This is a genomic window from Arthrobacter sp. RT-1 (assembly GCF_003367205.1).
In the GTDB taxonomy this organism is placed as follows: Bacteria; Actinomycetota; Actinomycetes; order Actinomycetales; family Micrococcaceae; genus Arthrobacter.
The window spans coordinates 360035-385555 of sequence record NZ_QRGQ01000012.1 but is presented as its reverse complement, the minus strand read 5'-3'; the positions used below and the strand labels follow the sequence as shown (position 1 = coordinate 385555).

The following is a 25521-nucleotide window of genomic DNA, read 5'->3' as shown; positions in this document are numbered from 1 at the left end:
CGCAGGCTTCGTGGTGTACCGCCTCTTCAAAGGCCAGAAGTAGACCGCTCTCCAGCTACCTGTAATCCCGAGGTAAATAGCTGTGCCCATTGAGATCCCTACAGACCTGACCCCGGAACTTGTTCCGCTTTCCTGGCTCATTGGTGAGTGGGAGGGCCGCGGCCGGCTCGGCAGCGGAGACGAGGACTCTGAGCATTTCCTGCAGCACGTCTCCTTTACGCACAACGGCCTGCCGTACCTCCAGTACCGCGCCGAGAGCTGGTTGACGGACGACGACGGCACGCGCCTGCGGCCGCTCACCGTCGAGACCGGTTTCTGGGCACTGGAGCGCAAACAGCTGGATGCTGACGGTGGCCCGGGCCTGGTGCCTGCGGACATCGTGCCGGTGCTGAAGAGCGCCGACGAGGTCGAAGCCCTGCGCAACAGCGAAGGCGGCTTCGACATCTCGGTGTCCATCGCCCACCCCGGCGGTATCACTGAGCTGTACTACGGGCAGATCAAGGGTCCGCAGATCCAGCTCACCACCGACATGGTGATGCGCGGCAGCCACTCCAAGGACTACAGCGCGGCTACCCGCATCTTCGGCCTGGTGGACGGGAACTTGTTGTGGCGCTGGGATGTCGCGACAGGGGGAGAAGGAGGCAAGGGCCTGGAAGCGCATGCCTCAGCCTTCCTGAAAAGAGTTACCTGACCCGGAAGGCGCGGCACCGTGGAAAAAGACGCAGCACAAAGCCCCAAGGACTACAGCGACCTCAAGGCTGTCTTTTTCAACGGCACCCTGAAAAGATCCCCGCAGACCTCCAACACGGACGGCCTGATCAACATCAGCCGCCTGATCATGGAAAAGCAGGGCGTCACAACCCGGGTGATCCGCACCGTGGACCACGATATCGCCAGCGGCGTGTACCCGGACATGACCCAGTACGGCTGGCAGGCCGATGAATGGCCACAGCTCTACCCGGCCGTCCAGGAAGCGGACATCGTGGTGGTCGCCGGACCCATCTGGCTCGGCGACAATTCCTCGCAGACCAAAAAGCTCATCGAACGCCTCTACGCCCACTCCGGCGAACTCAACAACAAGGGCCAGTGGGCGTTCTACCCTAAAGTGGGCGGCTGCCTGATCACCGGCAACGAGGACGGCATCAAGCACTGCTCCATGAACGTGCTCTACAGCCTGCAGCACATCGGCTTCAGCATCCCGCCGCAGGCCGACGCCGGCTGGATCGGGCCGGTGGGCCCCGGCCCCAGCTACCTGGACGAGGGCTCCGGCGGGCCCGAAAGCGACTTCACCAACCGCAACGCCACCTTCATGACCTGGAACCTCCTGCACCTGGCCCGCATCCTCAAGGACGCCGGCGGGCTGCCGGCCTACGGCAACCTGCCCAACGAATGGGCCGCCGGAACCCGGTTCGATTTCGAAAACCCGGAATACCGATAACTGCTGCCGGTGGTTGAGCCTGTCGAAACCCCGTTGCCAAAGCCGATTACCCCGGTGGTTGAGCCTGTCGAAACCCCGTTGCCAAAGCCGGAATACCCACTGACCGAAGGACGTTGCCCCAAGTATGACTATCCCCAGCCCTCTGTTGTCGCGCCCTGGTGCCGTTGAGGCGGCCGGCGCGGACGCCGGCGTCGCCTCCCACTACGGCGAGCCCCTGCGCGAGCAACGGGCACTCGCAGCCGGAACCGCCGTCGTCGACCTTTCCCACCGCGGTGTGGTCACCGTCAGCGGCCCGGACCGGCTGAGCTGGCTCAACACCCTGTCCTCCCAGCAGGTCACCAACCTGGCGCCGGGGGAGTCCAGCGAACTGCTGCTCCTGAGCGTGCAGGGCCGCATCGACTTCGACGCCCGGGTGGTGGACGACGGCGGGACCACCTGGCTGATCGTCGAGGGCGCCGAAGCAGCGCCGCTGGCAGAGTTCCTCAACAGGATGAAGTTCATGCTGCGGGTGGAGGTGGCTGACGTTTCGAACGACTGGGCCGTGGTGGGCAGCACCAAGGCCGTTCCCGAATGGTCCGGCCTGCTGGCCTGGCAGGACCCGTGGCCGCACGTCAGCGCCGGTGGCTTTTCCTACGCCACCGTCTCCGAGGAACGCCACCCCGGCCTGGAGCGGCCCTGGTTCGAATACCTCGTTCCCTCCTCCGCCCTGGAAGAGACGGTTGCCGGGCGGCCGCTTGCCGGCGTCCTGGCCGCCGAGGCGCTCCGCGTCGCGGCGTGGCGTCCCCGCATCGGCGCGGAAACGGACGACAAGACCATTCCGCACGAGCTGGACCTGCTCCGCACGGCAGTGCACCTGGCCAAGGGCTGCTACAAGGGGCAGGAAACCATCGCCCGGGTCCACAACCTGGGGCACCCGCCGCGGCGCCTCGTCTTCCTGCAGCTGGACGGATCGCAGCACACCATGCCCGCCGCCGGAAGCGCGGTCCTGGTGGGCGACCGCAAGGTGGGCGCCGTCACATCCGTGGCCCAGCACTACGAAATGGGCCCGGTGGCCCTGGCGGTCATAAAGCGTTCCGTCGCTTCGGATGAGATACTGACGGTCCTGGACGGGGACGAGCCGTACACCGCCAGCCAAGAACTCATCGTCGCCCCCGACGCCGGCCAGGTGGTGGGGCGCCAGACCGGATTCCTCAGGGGGCCACGCTGATGACTGACAACGCCGCACCAACGGCAGGGCCCGACGACGACGCCGTCGCCCTCGCGCACACGCTCTTCCAGGGGGCCAGGGAAGGCAACACGGAGCTGCTCCGCGCCTATCTCGAAGCGGGGGCCCCGGCCACCATGACCAACGCCGCGGGGGATTCCCTCCTGATGCTCGCCGCCTACCACGGCCACGTGGACACGGTGCAGCTGATCCTGCAGCATGGCGCCGAAGCCGATACGGCCAACGACCGGGGGCAGACGCCCCTTGCCGGAGCCGCGTTCAAGGGCTACACGGACGTGGCCCGGGTGCTGCTCGATGCCGGTGCTGATCCTGACGCCGGGTCGCCGTCCGCACGGGCGGCGGCACAGATGTTCGCCCGCCAGGAGATCCTCGACCTCCTGGGCTAGCCTTTCCCGGGTCCGCCCGGCAGCCGACGACTTTTGAAGGATGACCGAGTGGAAAACGTAGCAAAGCCCTGGCCGGCCCTGTGGTCACTGGTGATCGGGTTCTTCATGATCCTGATAGACAGCACCATTGTGTCCGTGGCAAATCCTGTGATCATGGAGGGCCTGGGCGCGGACATCAACTCGGTGATCTGGGTGACCAGCGCCTACCTGCTGGCGTACGCGGTTCCGCTGCTGATCACCGGCAGGCTCGGCGACCGGTTCGGGCCCAAGAAGCTCTACCTCCTGGGCCTGGTGGTGTTCACCCTGGCATCGCTGTGGTGTGGTCTTGCCGGAAACGTGGAGACCCTCATCGCCGCCCGCGTCCTGCAGGGCCTCGGCGCGGCCATCATGACACCGCAGACCATGGCTGTCATCACGCGGATCTTCCCGCCGGACCGGCGCGGCGCGGCGATGTCCATCTGGGGTGCCACCGCCGGCATGGCGACGCTCGTCGGGCCCATTCTGGGCGGCGTCCTGGTGGACGGGCTGGGCTGGGAGTGGATCTTCTTCATCAACGTGCCCATCGGCATCGCCGGCTTCCTCCTGGCGCTGCGCAACGTTCCCACCCTGAGCACCCACCCGCACAGGTTCGATATCCCCGGCGTGGTGCTTAGCGCCGTCGGGCTGTTCCTGCTGGTGTTCGGCATCCAGGAAGGCGAGACCTACAACTGGGGCATCATCGCCGGGCCGGTCAGCGTCTGGGGCCTCATCATCGCGGGCCTGGTGGTGCTGACGGGCTTTGTGGTGTGGCAGCGGTTCAACAAGGGCGAACCCCTGCTGCCGCTGGGGCTGTTCCGGGACCGGAACTTCTCCCTCGCCAACCTCGGGATCACCATGGTGGGCTTCACCGTGACTTCGTTCGGCCTGCCGCTGATTTTCTACTACCAGATGGTCCGGGGCCTGACTCCCACGCAGTCTGCCCTCCTGATGGTGCCCATGGCCCTCATCTCGGGAGGCCTGGCGCCGGTGGTGGGAAAGATTGTGGACCGGGTCAACCCCAAGTACCTCGCGGCCGGAGGCCTTGTCCTCATGGCAGTGGCCTTGTCCTGGAACGCCCTGCTGATGCAGCCCGGGACGCCCATCCTGCTGTTCCTGCTGCCCAGCGCCGTCCTGGGCTTCGCCAACGCCGGGATCTGGGCTCCGCTGAGCACCACAGCCACCCGGAACCTTCCGCCGCGCCAGGCCGGTGCAGGCTCCGGCGTCTACAACACCACCCGGCAGTTCGGTGCGGTGCTGGGCAGCGCGGCCATCGCCGTGCTGATCCAGGCACGGCTGGCGGCCGAGCTTCCCGCCGGAGGACCTGGCGGACCCGCCGGTGAGGGCATGGCATTGGGCGGGACACTGCCTGAGGCCCTGCACAGCGGATTTTCGACGGCGATGAGCCAGTCCATCCTGCTGCCCGCGGCGGTGGTTTTGGTGGGCGCGGCGGTTGCGCTGTTCTTCGCCAAACCCCAGCCGGTCCAGGGCTGGGGCGGCGGTGCGCCCGCGTCAGCCAAGGTGGACGCTGGTCTGGATTCCGCCGGCTGACAGGCCCAGCTTCCTGGCCAAAGCCAGGGAGCCTGTGTTGCTCACGTCCGTGCGCCACTGCAGGGTCAGCCCTGCGGCAAGGGCCTCGTGGGCTGCAATGGATGCAGCCAGGGACCCCAGCCCCTGCCGCCGCCACTCCGGATCCACCAGGACGCCCAGGTGCGCCAGCAGGCCTTCCCACTCGGAGTACGCGCCGCAGGCAAGGGGGACCCGCCGTCCGTCCACCTCATGGACGATGGTGTAGCGGTTCTCCAGGTCTGAGAGGCCCACCTCGTTGACGTCGTCCGGCGGGCACCGGCCCTCCAGCTCAATGGCCTCGGGGTTGCCGTGCGAAACGGTCATCTCCTCGGACGGCTGCTGCAGGGGCAGGTCGTCGGCAAAGAAGAGGGCAGCAGCCCCCAGGCCGTGCCCGCCATGGGACCGGGTGAGGGTCAGAAGCGTGACATGCTGCGCCATCTCCTCATCGGGGATGCGGTCCGCCGCGTCGATGACCCATTGCGGCCCGATCAGCGCTGAACTGCCAAACAGCCGCACGAACTCCACGGTCCGCGCCGACTCGTCCGCCCGCACAATGCGTTCTCCGGAGGCCAGCGCGGTGCTGAAAGCGTCATCCGCAAGCCCCAGGCGGCGCGCCCAGGCGAGCTGGATGATAGCAGCAGAACCGGGGTCAAGTGTCATGTTCCCAGCCTAGGACGGGCCGGAACCCCAACCGAACAGGACACCTTAGCCGAACAGGACGGCGGCTTCGTCGTAGCGCTTTTGCGGGACGGTCTTGAGTTGGCCCAGGGCTTCCTGGAAGCCGACGTGCTCGATGTCCGTTCCCTTCAGGGCCACCATGGTGCCCCAGAAGCCTTCCACTACGGAGTCGATGGCGGCCATGCCGAGCCGGGTGGCCAGGACGCGGTCGAAGGCGGACGGGACGCCGCCGCGCTGGATGTGGCCCAGGATGGTGGCGCGGGTTTCGATGCCGGTGCGGGCTTCCAGTTCCGGGGCGAGCTGGTCGGCGATGCCGCCCAGGCGGGGCCGGCCGAAGGTGTCCAGGCCGCGTTCGGAGTGCGGGGTTTCCATGTGCTCGGGCACGAACCCTTCGGCGACGACCACCAGGGGTGCGCGGCCGCGGGCGTGGGCTTCATTTACCCATTCCGTGATTTGGTCGATGCTGACCTTTTGCTCCGGGATGAGGATGGCGTGGGCGCCTGCGGCCATGCCGGCGTGCAGGGCGATCCAGCCTACGTGGCGGCCCATGACTTCGGCGATCATGCAGCGGTGGTGGGATTCGCCGGTGGTGCGGAGCCGGTCGATGGCTTCGGTGGCGATCTGGACGGCGGTGTCGAAGCCGAAGGTGTAGTCGGTGGCGTCGAGGTCGTTGTCCACGGTCTTGGGTACGCCGACGATTTTCAGTCCGGCGTCGGTGAGGCGTTTGGCGGCGGCGAGGGTTCCTTCACCGCCGATGGCGATGATGGCGTCGATGCCCAGGCGTTCCATGTGGGCTTTGATGACCTCGGGGCCGCCGCCGTTGTCGAAGGGGTTGGTGCGGGAGGTGCCAAGAATGGTGCCGCCCTGCTTGGCGATGCCGCGGACCATCGTGCGGGGGATGTCGATGATGTCGCCCTCCACCACGCCGCGCCAGCCGTCGAGGAATCCGACGAACTCGTGGCCGTGAATGGCGATGCCTTTGAGTACGGCGCCGCGGATGACCGCGTTCAGTCCGGGGCAGTCGCCACCGCTGGTGAGGATTCCAATTTTCATGTTTCGGCTCAAATCCTGGGAGAGGGTTTACTGGCAGAGCGCCACGCTGAGCTCACCTAGAAGTGTAGTGCGATGTGTGGGGTACGACACAAACCGGTTACAAAAGGCCGCGTTCCATGGCGACCACCACTGCCCTTGTCCTGTCGTCCACATCAAGTTTGTTAAACCCGCAGCACACAAACCAGCGGCCCCGCCCGGGAGGGGCGGGGCCGCTGGGGTGACGACGTCAGGGACGGTTCAGTGACCGCCGGTCCAGGAATTCCTGGAGCGGGATGACGTTCCGCTGGTCCGGAAGGACCACCCATGCCAGGAGGTAGAAGATGACGGCCGGGCCGGGGAGGAGGCAGAACAGGAGGAAAGCGATGCGGACGTAGGCAACATCCACGTTCAGCTTGGCAGCGATGCCGCCGAGGACCCCGCCGAGCCAGCGCTGCGGGCCGCGTTTCAGGCCGAAGCCCCTGACGATGCTGAAAAACTTGTCCATGGCCTAAGACTTCCCTGTTGTAGGTTCGTTGTCACGTTTGCGGGCGGAGAGCACGCCGCCCACCACCAGGGCGGCGCCGGCTCCGATCATGAGGCCGATCAGGACATAGGTGCCGTTCAGGGTCACGAATCCCAGCTGGGCCACGATGATGAGCGCGGCGAGCGCCAGGACGATCAGTCCCCACACCACCGTTCCCACCCTCGCAGGTGCCGGGCCGGCAAGGTCCGTGGCCGCCGCCGTCGGGATGTCCGTGGAGTAGGTGCCGGCTGCGTGCGGCTCCGGCGCCGGATTGTTGTTGCTCATTTCAGTTGCCTTCCTGGATGGTGACGTTGCTGAAGGTGCCGTCGATCTGGACCACGAGGCGGCTGCCGGGCTCGTCGGTGTTGTAGCTGCTTTCGCGGGTGGTGGTGCCGCCCCGCTGCCCGTTGACCTCGTTGAGGTTTCCCATGGTCATGTCCGCCTTGATATCGACCGGCACATTGTCAGGGATAACTACTGTGACGTTGCTCGCCGTGATGTCCAGGGGAATGACGACGTCGGATGGCAGCGGAGCGTTGACGGCCAGGTTGGTGAGGTCCACCGTTCCCCGGCCGGCGGTGACGTCAAAGCCGTCGCGGGCCTCAGCGATGCTGGCCGGGCTCCAGTTCACCTGCTGGAACCGCACCCGGTCACCGTTGCCCACCACGTTGTACACGCCGCCGGCGATCAGGGCAATCACTGCGAACAGGCTGAGGATTCCTGCGGTCCGGCCACGCATTCCGGAGATGAGGATCCCCAGGCCAAGGACGGCGGCGGCGCTGGCCCAGACGATGGCATTAGCGGAGTCGCCCAGGTTGATCACGTTGCCGGCGTCAAGGGCCTTGAGTCCGCCGCCTACCAGCAGGGCTGACCCCGCTGCGATGGCAACGGCCGGTGTGCCGGGACCTGCGGGCCGGGGCTTTGGTGGCCGAGGCGGGGTGGTACCGCCATAAGGGGCTCCGCCGGTCGGGCCGCCGGGATAGGAACCGCTGCTGCCGCCGCCTCCGACGGTGCCGTCACCGAAGGAGCTGCCGCCGTATCCGCCGCCGTAGGACGGCATGGAACCCGAGGCCGGATTGGTGCCGTAGCTTGTGCCGGTCGCGGCAAAGGATGATGTGGAGGCTGTTCCGGGATAGCCCGTATCGTACGTGCTGCCGTACGTGCTGCCGTACGTGCCGCCCCGCTGCTGTCCTGCCATGGCGGGCCGGGCGCCCTTGTTGCGCTGGGAGAGGTAGTAGACCAGGTAAATCGCGCCGCCCACCCAGAACACGGTCCAGAGGAATCCGCCGAAGCCGTTGTGGCTCCAGCCCCAGAATCCGCCGCCCAGGCCCGTGAGTCCCAAGATCGTGGCGATCAGCGAACCGGTCATGCCGGAGGACCAGCGGCCTGCTCCGGCTTCCTGCACATGGATCCGTCCGTCCGGTTCGGGAAGGAAGGCCCAGGCGAGCCCGTAGGCCAGGACGCCGATGCCCGCGAAGAGCGTGAGGACAATAAAGACGCCGCGGATGATGAGCGGATCGATGCCCAGCCGGTTGGCGATACCGCTGGAAACGCCGCCTATCCAGCGGTCGCTGCCGCGGTGGATTCCGTGGCTCCGGACCCAGGTGAAGAAGTCCGTTGAAGGGGCAGCGGCGGGGACGCCGTAGCGGGGGCCGGGGTAGCTCTGGCCGGATGACGCGTCCTGGTTGCCACCGGGCTGGCCGCTGTAGCTCTGGCCGGCGCTGTCCTGGCTGGTGTTGTTCGGGACGGTGTCGTCCGGGGTCGCCTCGGACGAAGCGGACGGGTCCGGAAGTGTTGGTGCGGAGGACGGCAGGGGCTCGGTGGGCCGCTGGCTGCCCGGCCTGGGCAGTGGCTCGGTGGGTTGGTCGTCGTCGGGGGAGGGGGTCTGCGAGTTCATACCTAAATCCTCCCGTTAGGCCTGCGCGGGCTCTACTGGGGGACACCCTGAGCTATCCCTGAGTTACCCCCGGTTGGCACCCGATTGCGGTCCGGGGAACCCTGATCCGTGCTTGGATTGAACCATGACAACCGTCCCCGCAAGGCCACCTTTGGCCCGCAGCAGCGACCGCGTGATAGCCGGCGTGTGCTCGGGCCTGGCGGTGCATTTGGGTTGGCCGGTAAAAAACGTCAGGGTTGGTATGGCCCTCGCAACCCTCGCCGGTGGTGCCGGCCTGGTCTTCTATGCCTGGCTGTGGATCATGGTTCCCACCGCGGACGAGGCAGCGCGGCGCAGCGCCCGCCGCCCAGCGTCGCCCATTGCTCCTGCCGTAAGCCAGCCGCCGCCTTCCGGACCCCAGCCGCCCGCACCCGCAGGCGGGTACGTGGGCATGCCCGCACAGGGCGCCGCCACTGCCGGTTTCCCGTGCACAGCAGGCGCCCCTCCGGTCTTTGGAACACCGCCGCTGGACGCCGGCGCACGCGGTGGCGGCCCAGCCGCGTCCGCCGAGGCCACAGCCCCGCCCTGGTTCCGGGTCCGCAGCATGAGGTACGGCAAAGAGATCCTGCTGGGCAGCGGACTCCTGCTGGTGGCGGGAATCATGATCGCCCAGCTCCTGGGAGTGGACGTTCCCCTCGGAACCCTCATCCCGGCAGCCGCCGTCCTGGGCGGCGCCTCCATCGCCTGGATGCAGCTCGATGAAACCCGCCGTGCCGGTCTTGTAGACAAAACCAAGGCAGACCAGGCAGGCGGTTGGGCGCGCCTTGCGGCCGGCCTGGCGCTGGTGGTGGCCGGAGTGCTGGTGATGGTGTCCGGATCGGGATCATGGGAGCAGACCTGGCTTGCCCTGTTGGCCTCGGTGGCAGTTCTGGGCGGCGTGGTCCTGGTCCTCCTTCCGTGGGCACTGAAATTCTGGCGGGACCTGGAGTCCGAGCGCGCCGGCCGGATCCGGGAAACGGAACGCGCTGAGATCGCCGCCCACCTCCACGATTCCGTCCTGCAGACGCTGGCCCTGATCCAGCGGCGCGCCGGCAACGAGCACGACGTCGTCCGGCTGGCCCGGGCGCAGGAGCGTGAGCTGCGCGGCTGGCTGTTCCAGGATCCCGGCCGGGAAGCCGGGCAGCTCTCGGACCGGATCAAGGCAGTGGCCGCAGAGGTGGAGGACCTCCTGGGCAACGCGGTGGAAGTGGTCAGCGTGGGCGATGCCGCCATGACCGAAGCGCACGAGGCACTGGTCCAGGCCAGCCGCGAAGCGATGCTAAACGCCTCGCGGCATGGCGGTGGGACCGTCTCCGTCTACCTCGAGGCAGCGGACGCGCAGACGGAAATCTTCATCAAGGACAGGGGCCCCGGCTTTGAGCTTTCGGATGTCCCTGAGGACCGGCTGGGCGTGCGGGAATCGATCATCGGCAGGATGAAACGGCACGGCGGCACGGCCACCATCCTCAACACCGGGAGCGGGACGGAAGTCCGTCTGCGGCTGCAGGCGGCGGGGACGGACAACGTGGAAGGGAAATCATGAACGCGAACCAGGGGGCGGCGGCAAGCCGCCCGGCAAACTCCGTCCGCGTGGTCATTGTGGACGACCATGCCATCTTCCGTTCCGGGCTGAAGGCTGACCTGGACGCCAGCATCCAGGTGGTGGGCGAGGCCGCCACCGTGGAGCAGGCCATCGCCGTCATCGCCGAGCAGCGCCCCGACGTCGTGCTGCTGGATGTGCACCTTCCGGGCGGCCTGGGCGGCGGGGGCCGGGAGGTTATCGCGGGATCCAGCCCGCTCCTGGGGTCCACGCGGTTCCTTGCCCTCAGCGTTTCCGACGCTGCCGAGGATGTTGTGGCCGTCATCCGTGCCGGTGCCCGCGGCTACGTCACAAAGACCATTTCCGGCGCCGAGATCACCGACGCCGTGTTCCGGGTGGCCGGCGGGGACGCCGTCTTCTCGCCCCGGCTCGCCGGCTTCGTCCTGGACGCCTTTGGCACCGCACCGGCGGACATCGCGGACGACGAACTGGACAAGCTCTCGGCCCGGGAACTGGAGGTCATGCGCCTCATCGCCCGCGGCTACAGCTACAAGGAAGTGGCCAAGGAACTGTTCATCAGCATCAAGACCGTGGAGACCCACGTCTCCGCCGTGCTGCGGAAGCTGCAGCTCTCCAGCCGGCACGAACTCACCAAGTGGGCCGCCGAGCGCCGCCTCCTCTAGGACGCCCCATCACCTCCTGCGCCTTAAACCCAAACGCTCCATCACGTTTGGCGCCTTAAACCCAAACGCTCTATCACTCTCCTGAAGAGAGGGATAGAGCGTTTGGGTTTTACCTGCGAAAGGTGAGAGAGCGTCCTACTGGGCCTTGCCCAGGAAGGCCTGCAGGCGCTGCACGCCGGTGGCGAGGTCCTCGTCACCCAGGGCGTAGGAGAGGCGCAGGTAGCCGGACGGGCCGAACGCCTCGCCGGGAACAACTGCCACCTCAACCTCGTCCAGGATCAGCGCCGCAAGCTCGGCCGACGTCTGCGGGGTGGCGGTACCGGCCGCCGTCGGGAATTCCTTGCCCAGCAGCCCCCGGACGTCCGCGTACACGTAGAAGGCGCCCTTCGGCGTCGGGCATTCCACGCCTTCGATGGCGTTCAGACCGGCAACGATGGCCTTGCGGCGGCGGTCGAAGGCCACCTTCATTTCATCGACCGCGGTCAGCGGCCCGGACACGGCGGCGAGGGCCGCGATCTGCGGGATGTTGGACACGTTGGACGTGGCGTGCGACTGCAGGTTGGTGGCGGCCTTGATGACGTCGGCCGGGCCGATCATCCACCCCACGCGCCAGCCGGTCATCGCGTACGTCTTGGCCACGCCGTTGAGGATGACCACCTTGTCGCCCAGCTCAGGGGCGGCGGTGGCGATCGAGGTGAAGGGAACACCGTCGTACGTCAGGTGCTCGTAGATCTCGTCCGTGACCACCCAGAGGCCCTTTGCCGCCGCCCACTTGCCGATTTCCGCCACCTGCTCGGGGGAGTAGACAGAGCCGGTGGGGTTCGACGGCGAGACGAAGAGCAGGATCTTGGTCCGGTCCGTGACGGCTGCTTCAAGCTGCTCCACGGTCACCAGGTAGTCCTGCTCCGGGCCGGCGAACACCTCGACGGGCACGCCGCCGGCGAGCCGGATGGCCTCCGGGTACGTGGTCCAGAAAGGGGTGGGGACGATGACTTCGTCGCCCGGGTCCACCAAGGTGGCGAAGGTGTTGTAGACGGCCTGCTTGCCGCCGTTGGTGACCAGCACCTGGGAAGGGTCGACGGCGTAGCCTGAGTCCCGCAGCGTCTTCTCCGCGATGGCCTTCTTCAGCTCGGGGAGCCCGCCGGCGGGGGAGTAGCGGTGGTACTTCGGCTGGGTGGCGGCGCCGATGGCTGCCTGCACGATGTAGTCCGGGGTGGGGAAGTCGGGCTCGCCCGCCCCGAACCCAATAACCGGCCGGCCAGCTGCCTTCAGCGCCTTCGCCTTGGCGTCAACGGCAAGGGTGGCGGATTCGGCAATAGCGGATATGCGTTGGGAAACGCGGGCGGCAGACATGGCAGGTCCGTTCTTCGCTTGCAGCCAGGAGGCTGGAATGTGGGATTCGACGAGTTCTACTCTATGCTGTTCACCGGACCCTCCGGGTTGCCGGTTTTGAAATGTGACTGCCTTGCAGGACGGCTCAAACAGGCTTGCGGAAGGGCCGGAACAGTCTGGTTTTACGAACGCGCAGTTCTTGCGTAGACTGGTTCACCGGTGTTGAAAACACGGATGATGACGTGCGCCCCAGTGCAAGCTGGCTGTTCGTCGTCGGAGAGTGACATTCACTCCATAGGGTAGTGGCGCAATTGGTAGCGCAGCGGTCTCCAAAACCGCAGGTTGCAGGTTCGAGTCCTGTCTGCCCTGCGCAAGCTGCCCCGGGCGAAAATCCGGGGCAAGCGCAGCAACCATGGTTCTGATCAGGGCCGGGTAATCCAACATTGCAAAGATGAGCGAGGACCAGGTGACCGAAACAGCTGCCAGCAGCTCCAAGGGCCGGCCAGCTAAGAAGGACGCCAAGGCAAACTTCTTCGCCCGCATTGCACTCTTTATCCGCCAGATCATCGGCGAACTGAAGAAGGTTGTTGCACCAACCCGCAAGGAACTGATCAATTACACGCTCGTGGTGCTGGTGTTCGTGGCCATCATGATGGTCATCGTCAGCCTGCTGGACATCGGTTTTGGAACCGCTGTCAGCTGGATCTTCGGCGGGACCGGCTCCACGGACAGCTAAGGCTGCAGGGTCCGCAGGCTGCGTGTTCCATCCGGGAAAACCGGAGGGAACAGTGGCGTGCGGAATTGAGCCATTTAAATAGGCATGTTAGGCAATGAGGAAGCAGGAGACCAAGTGTCTGAGCAGGAGCTCGAGGTAACCGAGACTGAGCTGGAAGAGTCCGCGGACATCACGGCAGAAGCCGGTGACGAGTCTGAGGTTGAGTCCTCCGCGCCCGAATCCGACGACGCCGACTCTGACGACGCCGACTTCGACGACGCTGCCGAGGCGGAAGGGGACGCCGCTTCCGGCGAGTCCACGGACGCCCTCGCCGCTGCAGCCGCCACCGCAGCCTCTGACCCGGCTGAGGAATTCAAGGCCAAGCTGCGCCGCCAGGAGGGTGACTGGTACGTCATCCACTCCTACGCCGGGTACGAGAACCGCGTGAAGGCCAACCTGGAGACCCGCATCCAGACCCTGGACATGGAAGATTACATCTTCGAAATCCAGGTGCCCATGGAAGAGGTCGTGGAGATCAAGAACGCCCAGCGCAAGGTCATCAACCGCGTCCGCATTCCTGGCTACGTCCTGGTCCGCATGGACCTGACCGACGCTTCCTGGGGTGCCGTCCGCCACACCCCCGGCGTCACCGGCTTCGTGGGCAACGCCCACAACCCCGTGCCGCTGCGCCTGGACGAGGTCTTCTCCATGCTGGCTCCGGTCTTCGAAGAAGAGCAGGCCGAGAAGGGCAAGCCGGTCAACAAGCAGAACCAGGCCCCCGTGGACGTGGACTTCGAAGTTGGCGAGTCCGTCATCGTCAAGGAAGGCCCCTTCGAGACCCTTCCCGCCACCATCTCCGAAATCAAGGTCGAATCCCAGACCCTCGTGGTCCTGGTTTCAATCTTCGAGCGCGAAACGCCCGTCACCCTGGCGTTCAACCAGGTCACCAAGATCTGATTTCCCAAGAATTCGTCCCGGCGCTGCCCGCTTAGCAGCACCGGAACGGCCGGCCGCCTCGCCATGGCGGCCAAAAACCTGAGGCACGCTCCTGTGTCCCAGGACGTTATTGAGAGAAGGACCCTACATTGGCTCCCAAGAAGAAGGTCACCGGCCTCATCAAGCTGCAGATCCAGGCAGGTGCCGCTAACCCGGCTCCGCCGATCGGTCCTGCACTTGGCCAGCACGGTGTCAACATCATGGAATTCTGCAAGGCGTACAACGCTGCGACGGAAGCCCAGCGCGGAAACGTCATCCCCGTGGAAATCACGGTCTACGAGGACCGTTCCTTCACGTTCATCACCAAGACCCCGCCGGCTGCAGAGCTCATCAAGAAGGCTGCAGGCGTCGCCAAGGGTTCGGCTACCCCGCACACCGTCAAGGTTGCCAAGCTGACCCAGGCCCAGGTCAACGAGATCGCCTCCACCAAGATGGAAGACCTCAACGCCACCAGCCTCGAAGGCGCAGCGAAGATCATCGCCGGCACCGCCCGCTCCATGGGCATCACGGTCGAGGGCTAGTAACCCCCGCAGCCTTCCGGGCGTCGGGCAATTGACGACGACGGGCGGCACCGCCGGGAAACCGGCACCATCGAAACATTGAAATGTCGGGCATCCGGGCCGGATAACGAACCGGACCACCGACTGTGGCAGGGCCCAGCGCGGTCCGCAGACCACAACTGCACAAGGAGAAATAAGCAGCATGGCAAAGCGCAGCAAAGCATATGAGGCAGCAGCCGCCAAGATCGACGCGGAGAAGTTCTACGCGCCGTTCGAGGCAGTAACGCTCGCCAAGGACACCAACCCGTCCAAGTTCGACGCCACCGTTGAGGTTGCATTCCGCCTCGGCGTCGATCCCCGTAAGGCTGACCAGATGGTCCGCGGCACGGTCAACCTGCCCCACGGCACCGGTAAGACTGCCCGCGTCCTGGTTTTCGCCACGGGTGACAAGGCTGAAGCAGCAATCGCTGCCGGCGCCGACTTCGTTGGTTCCGATGACCTGATCGAAAAGATCGCCGGCGGCTGGACCGACTTCGACGCCGCCGTTGCCACCCCTGACCTCATGGGTAAGGTTGGCCGCCTCGGTAAGGTCCTTGGTCCCCGTAACCTGATGCCGAACCCGAAGACGGGCACCGTGACCCCCGACGTCACCAAGGCCGTCAACGACATCAAGGGTGGAAAGATCGACTTCCGCGTCGACAAGCACTCCAACCTGCACTTCATCATCGGCAAGGTTTCGTTCGACGCCGTCAAGCTGGCCGAGAACTACGCCGCAGCACTGGAAGAGGTGCTTCGCCTGAAGCCTTCCGCTTCCAAGGGCCGCTACATCCAGAAGGCCACGGTTGCCACCACCTTCGGTCCCGGCATCTCCGTTGACCCCAATGTCACCAAGGTTCTGACCGAGGCGTAAGTCCTCGAAGTTCCTCTTCCGGATCCGTCCGGAATAACAAAAACCGCCCGGCGCCTGCGCCGGGCGGTTTTTGCTTAACTTGTCTTTCCCTTCTGCCTAAGCTGGGGCAATGGCCGAACCGGAGCCCCCCGCCCCAGAAGGTCCTCCTGCGTCCGCCGTGCTGGACATCGCCGCTGTGGAGATCCCGGAGCCCGGCAGTGACACCCAGTCGGCCGCCGTCGCGCCTTCATCAGACTTCTTTATATGCCATGCCATGCGGGTGGCCCACGAACTGTCGCTCTGGGGAAACCTGGACCGGTGTCCCACCCTGCAGGAGGCTCTGGAGTTCTGGCGGGGCAACGAGTACGAGGAGCGGCACCTGTACCTGGCCCGCGTTGGCGGGATGCCCGCTGGACTGTGCTCGGTGACCCTTCCCCTGCGGGAGAACACGTCCACTGCCGGAATCGATGTCCTGGTTGACCCCGCATACCGGCGGCAGGGCCTTGGCAGGGCTCTTCTGGACTATGCGGAGGGCAGGGCGGTGGAACGGGGGCGCACGTCACTGGATGCGTATCACGAGGTGCCGTTGGAGCTGGTACGGACTGACTCCGTTATGGTTCCCGCCAGGTCCGGCGCCGGGGAACTGCCGCTGAATGACCTGGCCACCGCTTTTGCCTCCGCCGCGGGGTATCAGCTGGAGCAGGTGGAGCGGTCAAGCCGGCTGGCCCTGCCCGTCCCTGCGGACCTGTTGGCCGGGCTCGAAGCCGAGGCCTCCGCCTTGGCCGTGGACTACGCCGTCACCGGCTGGGACGACCGCTGCCCCGAGGATCTGGTCCACACGTATGCGGATCTGAAGGCGCGGATGAGCGTGGATGTCCCCACCGCAGGACTCGACTGGGAGCGTGAGGACTGGGATGCAGCCCGCGTGCGGGAGGAAGAGCGCACGTTTGCCCGCAGCGGCGTGCAGTCAGCGGTGGCGGCAGCCCTGCACAGCCGCACGGGGGAACTGGTTGCCTACACGGTCCTGAACTGGCGGCCGGGGGTTCCGGCGTCCATCTCGCAGCAGGACACCCTGGTGTCGGGGGAACACCGCGGCCAGCGGCTGGGCCTGCTGATCAAGATCGCCAACCTGCGCCGTGCCCAGGCCAGATGGCCCTCGGCGCGCGCGGTCCTGACGTGGAACGCCAGCGAAAACCAGCATATGCTGGCGATAAATATCGCGCTTGGATTCAAGCCCGCAGGCCTTGAAGGTGAGTGGCAGAAACGGCTGGGATGATGCCCCCAATGGCAAAAGACGTGAAGATCGAGCAGCTATGGATTCCCGACTCAGTGGACGCGCCGGACGCAACGGACTTCCTCGCCGCCGTCGAGGTGGGCCGCAAGGTGAGGATGCAGACGTGGGGGAGTGACGACCTCGCCTACGGCCCGCTTGAAAAGCTCCTCGAGTTTGAGGACCCCTACGAGCGGCAGCTGATCCTCGTTGCCAAGGTGGACGGCGAAATCGTGGGCACCGTGGACATCGCACTGCCCCTCACGGACCACCTGGACCTCGCCGAATTCACCCTCGACATCCTTCCTGAGTATCAGCGCCAGGGTGTTGGCCGGCGCCTGCTCGAAGCCGCAGAACACCTCGCCCGCGCTGAAGGGCGCACCATGATCCTGGTGGACACGAACCATCCCGGCGCTTCCCTCCACGAGTTCGAACAGGCGCAGCTCGTGCCGGGATCGGGGCAGGGCTTCGTCCCGCTGGAGAGCCGGGAAGTCGAGTTCGCGCAAAAGACCGGGTACACGCTCCAGCACATTGAGCAGTTCAGCTCCTGCTCCCTGCCGCTGGACACCAAGCTCGTGGCGGACCTCCAGGCCGAGGCGGACGAGGCCAACAACGGCCGGTACCGGCTCCACCACTGGACGGACCGCTGCCCGGACCAATGGCTGGAAGCCGTGGCCACCCTGGAGAACCAGGCCGGAGCGGACGTGGACCCGTCCCTCGACGTGCCGGTGGAGCAGGACATGGTGTTCGACGGCGGCATCCTCCGCGAGGCCGAGGAAGTGGCCATTGCGCAGGGCAGGCGGACGGTGGTCACCGCCGTCGAGCACCTCGCCACAGGTTCGCTCGTGGGACTGACCACCATCACGGTCCTGGCGCACCGCGCCGACGTTGTCTTCCAGGACGACACGATTGTGTTGCAGGAGCACCGGGGCAACAAACTGGGGCTGCTCATCAAGGTGGCCAACATGGAGCGGTTGACCGAGCAGTTCCCGGATGCCCGCGTGATCTACACGTGGAATGCCCCGGAAAACCGCTACCTGCTGACCGTCAACCAGCAGCTGGGATTCCACACAGCCGGTGTGACCGGGATCTGGCAAAAGGAGCTTCCGCAGCTGCACACCAGGACCAGCTGAGCTCCGATTTGGTGGTGCAGTGCGTCCTCCCGTAGACTGGGATGACCAAAGACCGTCGGTTGTTGGAAATCCACTCTCCTGAACATAGCTCAACTCTGCAGTTGTGCGCGGAAGATCCAGTGGCTTTCCGGACGAAGGACCCTGACATAGGGCGGCCGGCGCAGGTGAACGAAGCAACGCTCCACGGATTCCCGTGTTGAGCCAAGCCCCGTGCATCTGCGCGGGGCGTTTTTAGTTTTAGCTCACCTGAGCGGGGACCGTCGAATACCGGCACTATCCCCGGAAGGAGGGTTATGGCAACGCCTACCAAGGTTTCAGCAGTAGCTGAGATCACTAACGATTTCAAGGAATCGAACGCCGCTGTCCTGACCGAATACCGCGGGCTCACCGTTGCACAGCTCAAGCAGCTGCGTGTTTCTCTCGGCCAGGACACCAAGTTCGCGGTCGTCAAGAACACCCTGACCGCCATTGCAGCCAAGGAAGCCGGCGTCGAAGCATTCGACGGCCAGCTTGCCGGCCCCACTGCAATCGCGTTCATCAAGGGTGACGCAGTTGCCGCTGCCAAGAGCCTGACGGATTTTGCCAAGACCAACAAGCAGCTGGTTATCAAGACCGGTTACTTCGAGGGCAAGGCACTGAACGCCAGCGAAGTTGCCGAACTGGCAGCGCTCGAGTCCCGCGAGCTGCAGCTCGCCAAGGTTGCAGGGGTCCTCAAGGCACCCGCCGCCGCAGCTGCACGCATCATTGACGCACTGCGCCTCAAGCTTGAAGAAGAGAACGGTGCACCGGCAGCTGCCGAAGCACCCGCCGCTGAAGAAGCTCCCGCTGCCGAAGCTGAAGCCCCGGCCGAAGCTCCCGCAGCCGAAGAGAACTAATTTCTCTTTACCCCACAAGACTCCGGTGTAAGGCCCGGCCCCGTGCCGCCGAACACCACAACAGGAAGGACGCCTACCATGGCGAAGCTCAGCAACGAAGAGCTCATTGAAGCTTTCAAGGAACTGACCATCATCGAGCTCTCCGAGTTCGTCAAGCTCTTCGAAGAGACCTTCGAAGTTACCGCTGCTGCTGTTGCAGTTGCCGGCCCCGCCGGTGGCGCAGCTGCTGAAGAGGCCGAAGAGAAGACCGACTTCGACGTCGTCCTCGAATCTGCCGGCGACAAGAAGATCGCAGTGATCAAGGAAGTTCGCGCCATCACCTCCCTCGGCCTCAAGGAAGCCAAGGACCTGGTTGACAGCGCACCCAAGGCTGTTCTCGAAGGCGCCAACAAGGAAGCTGCCGAGAAGGCCAAGGAGCAGCTCGAGGCTGCCGGCGCTACCGTTACCCTCAAGTAACAGCGTTTTCCTGGAAAACCCCGTCCACTCCGGTGGGCGGGGTTTTCTGCTTTAACCCGACTGGGTAGCGCCAACTGCCGTTGTGACGGTTGAAAACGACAGTTAGCGCTACCCAGTTGGGCCGGCCTTCCCCGGGGCGTCTAGGAGGGCTCGGAGATGTCGGCAACCACGGCGTCCAGTGCTGTGGTCAAGGCGTCGGCGTCAACGAAGGCGCTGTAGCCGTGGGCTCCCGCGCCCATCGAGATACGCCGGCCGGTAATGGTGGCGTCCGCGTAGACCGGCCAGGGTTTGGTGCTGCCCAGCGGTGTGATGGTGCCGCGTTCATATCCGGTGGCCTCGAGCGCCACGTCAGCCGGGGGCAGTGACAGTTTGTTCACGCCCACGAGGGTCCGCAGCTTCGGCCACGAGATCTGGCGGTCGCCCGGGATGAGGGCGAACAGGAACGAGCCGTCCTTGTGCTTGACCACCAGGGACTTGACGATGTCCCCGGGGCTGATGCCCAGGATCCCGGCCGCCTCCTCGAGGCTCTTTGCGGCAGGGCGTTCCACTACCTCCACCTGCAGGCCGCGGGCCGCGGCGTCGGCCAGAAACCGCTCCCGTCCGACGCCGTTCCTTCCGTTTGCGGATACGCCCGCCATCAGTCGCGGTACAGCAGGAGCGCTTCGCCCTGCCCGCCGCCCCCGCACAGCGACACTGCGGCCTTGCCCGACCCACGGCGCTTGAGTTCATGCGCTGCATGAACTGCCAGGCGTGCCCCGGAGGCGCCGATCGGATGGCCCAGGGCGATGGCCCCGCCATGGAGATTACACTTCTCGAGCGGGTAGTCCAGGTCCTTGAGCGATTGCACGGCAACGGAGCCGAACGCTTCGTTGATCTCGATGAAGTCAAGGTCCGAGGGGGTCCAGCCTGCCCGGTCGAGGGCCTTGAAAATGGCGGCCGAGGGCTGGGAGTGCAGTGAGTTGTCCGGCCCCGCAACCTGTCCGGGCTTTCCAACAACAGCCAGGTATTCCAGGCCGTGTGCCTCCGCGTAACCGCGGGATGCCAGCACCAGGGCGGCAGCGCCGTCGGACAGGGGCGAGGAGTTGCCCGCCGTGATGGTGCCGTCCGTGACGAAGGCTGCCCGCAGGCCGGCCAGCGACTCAACGGAGGCGTTGGGCCGGACCCCCTCATCCGTCGCCACCACGAGGGGGTCGCCCTTGCGCTGCTTCACGCTGATGGGGACGATCTCGTCGTCGAACGTTCCATTCTTGGCCGCGAGGGCAGCGCGCTGGTGCGACTGGGCGGCAACGTGGTCCTGCGAGGTGCGGTCAATCCCCAGCGTGAGGTTGCGGGTTTCCGTGGAGAGGCCCATCGACTGGCCATCGAACGCGTCCGTCAAACCGTCATGGGCGGCGACATCCAGTGCCTGGATGGATCCATACGTCCAGCCCTGCCGGGACCCGGGCAGCAGGTGCGGCGCCCTGGTCATCGACTCTTGCCCGCCTGCCACCACCACCGAGGCCTCACCACCGCGGATCATCCGGGCTGCGTCGATGACCGCAGTCAGACCCGAGAGGCACACCTTGTTGACGGTCACGGCCGGGACGTTCCAGCCGATTCCGGCGCCGATGGAACTTTGCCGGGCAGGGTTCTGGCCCGCTCCCGCCTGCAGGACCTGGCCCATGATCACCGCCTCCACGTCGCCGACGTCCACGCCGCTGGCATCCAGGGCGGCCTTGATCGCGTGGGCGCCGAGGTCCACCGCCGTAAAGCTTGCCAGCTGCCCGTTGATTTTTCCCTGCGGAGTGCGTGCTGCCGCGAGGATGACAACGTCACTGTTGTCAGGGGAGTTGCCCATGGTTATCTCTTCCGCTCTGATCCGCTGTACGCCACCAAGGCTATCGTGACCCTCGTCACCTATCTATTCAAACGCCGGAACCGCTATGTGCATTCCGTGCACGGGCTTCCTGCAAGGGGGGAGAGGTCCCCATCGCAGCGGGATGCACGACGGCGGCGGCGTGCGTAGGGTGGGCGGCGGAGGGAACTGCGTCGCGGAACGCGCTCCGAACACAAACCACGGGAAGCAGTATCGTGAAGAAGATCCTCGCCGCGGCGGCCGCGGCAAGTCTTGCCGGACTGGCGGCATGCTCCACAGCCGCGCCTGCGCCGGGCGGCAGCACCTCACCTTCCGCCCCTGGAACGTCCACTTCGGCAGCCACCCCGGTGCCGCCGTCGGGCGCGTCCGAGGCAGCAGCCGGCGCCGAGGCGAGCGGCGCCAAGGCGGCATGTGCGTTGTTCAATTCACTTCATGCAGACCTGCGGGCGGCAGGGAACGACGCCAATGCCTTCGAGGACGTCTACCGGGAAGCTGCGGATGCCAAGGGCAGGGTCTCCGGGGACCTGTCGGGCCTGTTCGCGTCCATCGGCGTCCTCGCCCTGGACTACTCGAGCGAAGTGGAAACCGGCGAGCCTGTGGACCAGGCGTCCAAGGACCTGGTCCGTGACGCCGTCTTCGCCAACTCCGGAACCTGCACCGCCGCGGGAGTCACCCTGCGGCTCTAACCGGCAAGGAAAGTGGTGCTTGCAATCCTGCCGGATGTGGGGTAGACACGTAGGTTATTTTGCCGTATCGTAGATATTTGCGTCTTCCCTGTTTACCTTCAGCCTTCATATAGCGGTGGGCTTTGCCTGGCAGCTGACAATCAACGTGCCGTCAACAACGTCACAGCATGGTCAGCACCGGCCCCGGGTCATATAGCGGAACCGGATGGTAGCACTGCGGATTCATTCTGCAGGGTGCACAGCGGGGGAGATCTGAAAACGCCTGAAGGTCTGTGGAAGGATCCCTCTTGGTCGCCTCGAGCACCTCTAATAACGAAACCGCTAACACCGCCGACAGCACTGATGGTGCCACTCGCCGGCTCTCATTCGCAAAGATTCACGAACCTCTTGACGTTCCGAATCTGCTTGCCCTGCAGACGGACAGCTTTGACTGGCTGGTCGGCAACGAGCGCTGGCAGGCACGCGTAGCAAAGGCTGTCGAAGAAAACGATCTCAGCGTCGCCACCACGTCCGGCCTGTCGGACATCTTCGAAGAGATCTCCCCGATCGAGGACTTCCAGGGCACCATGTCCCTGAGCTTCTCCGATCCGGAGTTCGCTGACCCCAAGTACACCATGGCCGAGTGCAAGGACCGGGACGCAACGTACTCCGCTCCGCTGTACGTCAAGGCCGAGTTCATGAACAACAACACGGGCGAAATCAAGCAGCAGACCGTGTTCATGGGCGACTTCCCGCTGATGACCGAAAAGGGCACCTTCGTGGTCAACGGCACCGAGCGTGTCGTCGTCTCCCAGCTGGTCCGTTCGCCGGGCGCCTACTTCGAGCGCGCCGCCGACAAGACCAGCGACAAGGACATCTTCACCGCAAAGATCATCCCGTCCCGCGGTGCATGGTTCGAGCTCGAAATCGACAAGCGCGACCAGGTCGGCGTCCGCCTTGACCGCAAGCGCAAGCAGTCCGTCACCGTTCTGCTGAAGGCCCTCGGCTGGACCGAAGGCCAGATCCTCGAAGAGTTCGGCCAGTACGACTCCATGCGGGCCACCCTCGAGAAGGACGCCACAGAGACCCGCGAAGACGCGTTGCTGGACATCTACCGGAAGCTGCGCCCGGGCGAGCCGCCCACCGTCGAGGCTGCCCAGTCCCTGCTGGACAACCTGTACTTCAACTCCAAGCGCTACGATCTGGCCAAGGTTGGCCGTTACAAGATCAACCGCAAGCTGGGCATCGACCGCTCCCTTGGCGACAAGGAAGCCTCTGTCCTGCACGTTGAAGACATCGTCGCCATGATCAAGTTCCTCGTTGCGCTGCACGCCGGCGAGAAGACCATCAAGGGCACCCGCGATGGCCAGGAAGTGGACCTGCGCGTCGAAATCGACGACATCGACCACTTCGGCAACCGCCGCATCCGCGCCGTCGGCGAGCTCATCGAGAACCAGGTCCGCACCGGCCTGTCCCGCATGGAGCGCGTTGTCCGCGAGCGTATGACCACCCAGGACGTCGAGGCCATCACGCCGCAGACCCTGATCAACATCCGCCCCGTGGTTGCAGCCATCAAGGAGTTCTTCGGAACCTCCCAGCTGTCGCAGTTCATGGACCAGAACAACCCGCTCTCGGGCCTGACCCACAAGCGCCGCCTGTCGGCCCTTGGTCCCGGTGGTCTGTCCCGTGACCGCGCCGGCATGGAAGTCCGTGACGTGCACCCGTCCCACTACGGACGTATGTGCCCCATCGAAACCCCTGAAGGCCCGAACATTGGTCTGATCGGTTCGCTGGCATCCTACGGACGCATCAACCCGTTCGGCTTCATCGAGACCCCGTACCGCCTGGTCAAGAACGGCGTCGTGTCCGACGACGTCCAGTACCTGACGGCCGACGACGAGGCTGAGGTGCTCATCGCCCAGGCCAACGCGCCGCTGGACGAGAACAAGAAGTTCGCCGAAGAGACCGTCCTGGTCCGTGCCCGTGGTGGTGGAGGCGAGCCTGTGCTCGTTCCCGCCGAAGACGTCGAGTTCATGGACGTTTCCCCGCGCCAGATGGTGTCCGTGGCTACCGCCCTGATCCCGTTCCTCGAGCACGACGACGCCAACCGCGCACTCATGGGTGCCAACATGCAGCGCCAGGCCGTGCCGCTGGTCCGTTCCGAGGCCCCCTTCGTGGGCACCGGCATGGAGCGCGCCGCAGCCGTCGACGCCGGTGACGTTGTCATCGCCAAGAAGGCCGGTGTGGTCACCGAGGTTTCGGCCGAGCTCGTCATCATGCTCAACGACGACGGCACCGAGACCAACTACCGCATCAACAAGTTCGCCCGCTCCAACCAGGGCAACTGCTACAACCACCGCGTCCTGGTAAATGAAGGCCAGCGCCTGGAAGTCGGCGGCATCATCGCCGACGGCCCGGCAACGGACCAGGGTGAACTCGCACTCGGCAAGAACCTGCTCGTGGCATTCATGTCATGGGAAGGCCACAACTTCGAGGACGCCATCATCCTCTCGCAGCGCATCGTTGCCGAGGACGTCCTTTCCTCCATCCACATCGAGGAGCACGAGATCGATGCCCGCGACACCAAGCTTGGTGCCGAGGAAATCACCCGTGACATCCCCAACGTGTCCGAGGAAGTCCTGGCCGGCCTGGACGAGCGCGGCATCATCCACATCGGTGCCGAGGTTGAAGCAGGCGACATCCTGGTCGGAAAGGTCACCCCGAAGGGTGAAACCGAACTGACTCCGGAAGAGCGCCTGCTGCGCGCCATCTTCGGTGAGAAGTCCCGCGAAGTGCGCGACACCTCCCTGAAGGTGCCCCACGGCGAGTCCGGCACAGTCATCGGCGTGCGCGTCTTCGACCGCGACAACGACGACGAGCTGCCCCCGGGCGTGAACCAGCTGGTCCGCGTGTACGTGGCTGCCAAGCGCAAGATCACCGACGGCGACAAGCTCGCCGGCCGCCACGGCAACAAGGGTGTTATCTCCAAGATCCTCCCCGTTGAGGACATGCCCTTCCTTGCCGACGGCACCCCCGTTGATATCGTCCTGAACCCGCTGGGTGTCCCGGGCCGTATGAACGTGGGCCAGGTGCTCGAAACGCACCTCGGCTGGGTTGCCAAGACCGGTTGGAAGATCGAAGGCGAGCCCGAGTGGGTCAAGCAGCTGCCGAACCTGCCGCGCGAGAGTGGCCAGACCACTGTTGCAACGCCGGTGTTCGACGGTGCCCGCGAAGAGGAAATCACGGGCCTGCTGGACTCCACCAACGTGACCCGCGACGGTGAGCGCCTGATCAACTCCTCAGGCAAGACCCGCCTCTTCGACGGCCGCTCCGGCGAGCCGTTCCCGGATCCGATCTCGGTCGGCTACATGTACATCCTGAAGCTCCACCACCTGGTGGACGACAAGATCCACGCCCGCTCCACCGGCCCGTACTCCATGATCACGCAGCAGCCGCTGGGTGGTAAGGCACAGTTCGGTGGCCAGCGCTTCGGTGAAATGGAAGTGTGGGCGCTCGAAGCTTACGGCGCCGCCTACACGCTCCAGGAACTCCTCACGATCAAGTCCGATGACATCCACGGTCGTGTGAAGGTCTACGAAGCAATCGTCAAGGGCGAGAACATCCCCGAGCCGGGCGTTCCTGAGTCCTTCAAGGTCTTGATCAAGGAAATGCAGTCGCTGTGCCTGAACGTGGAAGTACTTTCCACGGACGGAACCACAATTGAAATGCGTGACTCTGATGACGCAGTCTTCACGGCTGCGGAAGAACTGGGCATCGATCTGTCTCGTGCAGAGCCCAGTTCCGTAGAAGAGGTCTAGCAGGCGGGCGTAC

General features: G+C 65.4%; 25 protein-coding genes and 1 tRNA gene. 18 read left to right on the top strand and 8 right to left on the bottom strand.

All coding sequences use genetic code 11. From position 1 onward, the window contains the following. Positions 1-82: 82 nt before the first annotated feature. The 5 genes from DXK94_RS12940 (at position 83) to DXK94_RS12920 (ending at position 4615) form a co-directional block, all read left to right on the top strand. Positions 83-691: an FABP family protein gene (locus tag DXK94_RS12940; protein WP_079596644.1), complete on the top strand. Its 609-nt coding sequence runs from the start codon at positions 83-85 to the stop codon at positions 689-691. Between the two features lie 18 nt (positions 692-709). Beyond that, positions 710-1438 carry a flavodoxin family protein gene (locus DXK94_RS12935; RefSeq protein ID WP_115525245.1) on the top strand — a complete coding sequence of 243 codons (729 nt, stop codon included), beginning with the start codon at positions 710-712 and terminating at the stop codon, positions 1436-1438. Between the two features lie 124 nt (positions 1439-1562). Then, entirely contained in the window at positions 1563-2645 is a 1083-nt protein-coding gene (locus DXK94_RS12930; protein WP_181884823.1) for a folate-binding protein YgfZ, read from the top strand. Next, on the top strand, positions 2645-3049 hold the full coding sequence (locus DXK94_RS12925; protein ID WP_115525243.1) for an ankyrin repeat domain-containing protein: 405 nt from the start codon (positions 2645-2647) through the stop codon (positions 3047-3049). The genes DXK94_RS12930 and DXK94_RS12925 overlap by 1 nt, the downstream gene beginning before the upstream one ends. Before the next feature lie 48 nt (positions 3050-3097). Beyond that, the gene (locus DXK94_RS12920; protein ID WP_115525242.1) at positions 3098-4615 is read left to right on the top strand and encodes a DHA2 family efflux MFS transporter permease subunit; all 1518 of its coding nucleotides are present in this window, start codon (positions 3098-3100) and stop codon (positions 4613-4615) included. Here DXK94_RS12920 and DXK94_RS12915 read toward each other — a convergent pair. From DXK94_RS12915 to DXK94_RS12890, 5 genes are all read right to left on the bottom strand, one after another. Continuing rightward, positions 4577-5293, bottom strand: coding sequence for a GNAT family N-acetyltransferase (locus tag DXK94_RS12915; RefSeq protein ID WP_079596649.1), 717 nt, complete (start codon positions 5291-5293; stop codon positions 4577-4579). The two genes, DXK94_RS12920 and DXK94_RS12915, sit on opposite strands and share 39 nt — an antisense overlap. 45 nt (positions 5294-5338) lie before the next feature. Beyond that, on the bottom strand, positions 5339-6364 hold the full coding sequence (locus tag DXK94_RS12910) for an ATP-dependent 6-phosphofructokinase (protein WP_079596650.1): 1026 nt from the start codon (positions 6362-6364) through the stop codon (positions 5339-5341). A 226-nt stretch (positions 6365-6590) separates the two neighbouring features. Then, complete coding sequence (locus DXK94_RS12900; RefSeq protein ID WP_079596651.1) at positions 6591-6848, bottom strand: PspC domain-containing protein; 258 nt, start codon at positions 6846-6848, stop codon at positions 6591-6593. A gap of 3 nt (positions 6849-6851) precedes the next feature. After that, the gene (locus tag DXK94_RS12895) at positions 6852-7151 is read right to left on the bottom strand and encodes a hypothetical protein (RefSeq protein ID WP_115525241.1); all 300 of its coding nucleotides are present in this window, start codon (positions 7149-7151) and stop codon (positions 6852-6854) included. A 1-nt stretch (position 7152) separates the two neighbouring features. Then, positions 7153-8763: a PspC domain-containing protein gene (locus tag DXK94_RS12890; protein ID WP_115525240.1), complete on the bottom strand. Its 1611-nt coding sequence runs from the start codon at positions 8761-8763 to the stop codon at positions 7153-7155. Positions 8764-8887: 124 nt separating this feature from the next. Here DXK94_RS12890 and DXK94_RS12885 point away from each other — a divergent pair, with 124 nt between their 5' ends. Further along, a complete protein-coding gene (locus DXK94_RS12885; protein WP_115525239.1) occupies positions 8888-10324 on the top strand; it encodes an ATP-binding protein in 1437 nt (478 codons plus the stop codon). Next, on the top strand, positions 10321-11004 hold the full coding sequence (locus DXK94_RS12880; RefSeq protein WP_181884822.1) for a response regulator transcription factor: 684 nt from the start codon (positions 10321-10323) through the stop codon (positions 11002-11004). Before DXK94_RS12885 ends, DXK94_RS12880 begins: the two co-directional genes overlap by 4 nt. A gap of 135 nt (positions 11005-11139) precedes the next feature. On the opposite strand, the gene DXK94_RS12875 is transcribed toward DXK94_RS12880, so the two are convergent. Further along, positions 11140-12357: a pyridoxal phosphate-dependent aminotransferase gene (locus tag DXK94_RS12875; protein WP_115525238.1), complete on the bottom strand. Its 1218-nt coding sequence runs from the start codon at positions 12355-12357 to the stop codon at positions 11140-11142. A 275-nt stretch (positions 12358-12632) separates the two neighbouring features. On the opposite strand from DXK94_RS12875, the gene DXK94_RS12870 reads away from it, so the two are divergent. The 9 genes from DXK94_RS12870 (at position 12633) to rplL (ending at position 19170) form a co-directional block, all read left to right on the top strand. Beyond that, positions 12633-12705 (top strand) — tRNA-Trp (locus DXK94_RS12870). A gap of 82 nt (positions 12706-12787) precedes the next feature. Further along, the gene (gene secE / locus DXK94_RS12865; RefSeq protein WP_079596657.1) at positions 12788-13072 is read left to right on the top strand and encodes a preprotein translocase subunit SecE; all 285 of its coding nucleotides are present in this window, start codon (positions 12788-12790) and stop codon (positions 13070-13072) included. Positions 13073-13186: 114 nt separating this feature from the next. Beyond that, positions 13187-14008, top strand: a complete 822-nt coding sequence (gene nusG, locus DXK94_RS12860) for a transcription termination/antitermination protein NusG (protein ID WP_115525237.1) — start codon at positions 13187-13189, stop codon at positions 14006-14008. 128 nt (positions 14009-14136) lie between these two features. Continuing rightward, the gene (gene rplK / locus DXK94_RS12855; protein ID WP_003803853.1) at positions 14137-14568 is read left to right on the top strand and encodes a 50S ribosomal protein L11; all 432 of its coding nucleotides are present in this window, start codon (positions 14137-14139) and stop codon (positions 14566-14568) included. Between the two features lie 181 nt (positions 14569-14749). Then, positions 14750-15457: a 50S ribosomal protein L1 gene (gene rplA, locus DXK94_RS12850; protein WP_115525236.1), complete on the top strand. Its 708-nt coding sequence runs from the start codon at positions 14750-14752 to the stop codon at positions 15455-15457. A 109-nt stretch (positions 15458-15566) separates the two neighbouring features. After that, positions 15567-16712, top strand: a complete 1146-nt coding sequence (locus tag DXK94_RS12845; RefSeq protein WP_115525235.1) for a GNAT family N-acetyltransferase — start codon at positions 15567-15569, stop codon at positions 16710-16712. Between the two features lie 8 nt (positions 16713-16720). Further along, on the top strand, positions 16721-17839 hold the full coding sequence (locus tag DXK94_RS12840; protein ID WP_079596661.1) for a GNAT family N-acetyltransferase: 1119 nt from the start codon (positions 16721-16723) through the stop codon (positions 17837-17839). A gap of 293 nt (positions 17840-18132) precedes the next feature. Next, entirely contained in the window at positions 18133-18714 is a 582-nt protein-coding gene (gene rplJ, locus DXK94_RS12835) for a 50S ribosomal protein L10 (RefSeq protein WP_079596662.1), read from the top strand. Between the two features lie 78 nt (positions 18715-18792). Beyond that, positions 18793-19170 carry a 50S ribosomal protein L7/L12 gene (gene rplL / locus DXK94_RS12830; RefSeq protein ID WP_079596663.1) on the top strand — a complete coding sequence of 126 codons (378 nt, stop codon included), beginning with the start codon at positions 18793-18795 and terminating at the stop codon, positions 19168-19170. A gap of 140 nt (positions 19171-19310) precedes the next feature. On the opposite strand, the gene DXK94_RS12825 is transcribed toward rplL, so the two are convergent. Beyond that, on the bottom strand, positions 19311-19808 hold the full coding sequence (locus DXK94_RS12825; protein WP_115525234.1) for an aminoacyl-tRNA deacylase: 498 nt from the start codon (positions 19806-19808) through the stop codon (positions 19311-19313). Further along, positions 19808-21007: an acetyl-CoA C-acetyltransferase gene (locus DXK94_RS12820; RefSeq protein ID WP_115525233.1), complete on the bottom strand. Its 1200-nt coding sequence runs from the start codon at positions 21005-21007 to the stop codon at positions 19808-19810. The genes DXK94_RS12825 and DXK94_RS12820 overlap by 1 nt, the downstream gene beginning before the upstream one ends. Positions 21008-21240: 233 nt before the next feature. Between DXK94_RS12820 and DXK94_RS12815 the strand changes: the two genes are divergently transcribed. Together DXK94_RS12815 and rpoB are read left to right on the top strand one after the other, a co-directional pair. Then, the gene (locus DXK94_RS12815) at positions 21241-21711 is read left to right on the top strand and encodes a hypothetical protein (RefSeq protein ID WP_115525232.1); all 471 of its coding nucleotides are present in this window, start codon (positions 21241-21243) and stop codon (positions 21709-21711) included. A gap of 287 nt (positions 21712-21998) precedes the next feature. Continuing rightward, positions 21999-25508 carry a DNA-directed RNA polymerase subunit beta gene (rpoB, locus tag DXK94_RS12810; RefSeq protein ID WP_079596667.1) on the top strand — a complete coding sequence of 1170 codons (3510 nt, stop codon included), beginning with the start codon at positions 21999-22001 and terminating at the stop codon, positions 25506-25508. The last annotated feature ends 13 nt before the right edge of the window (positions 25509-25521 follow it).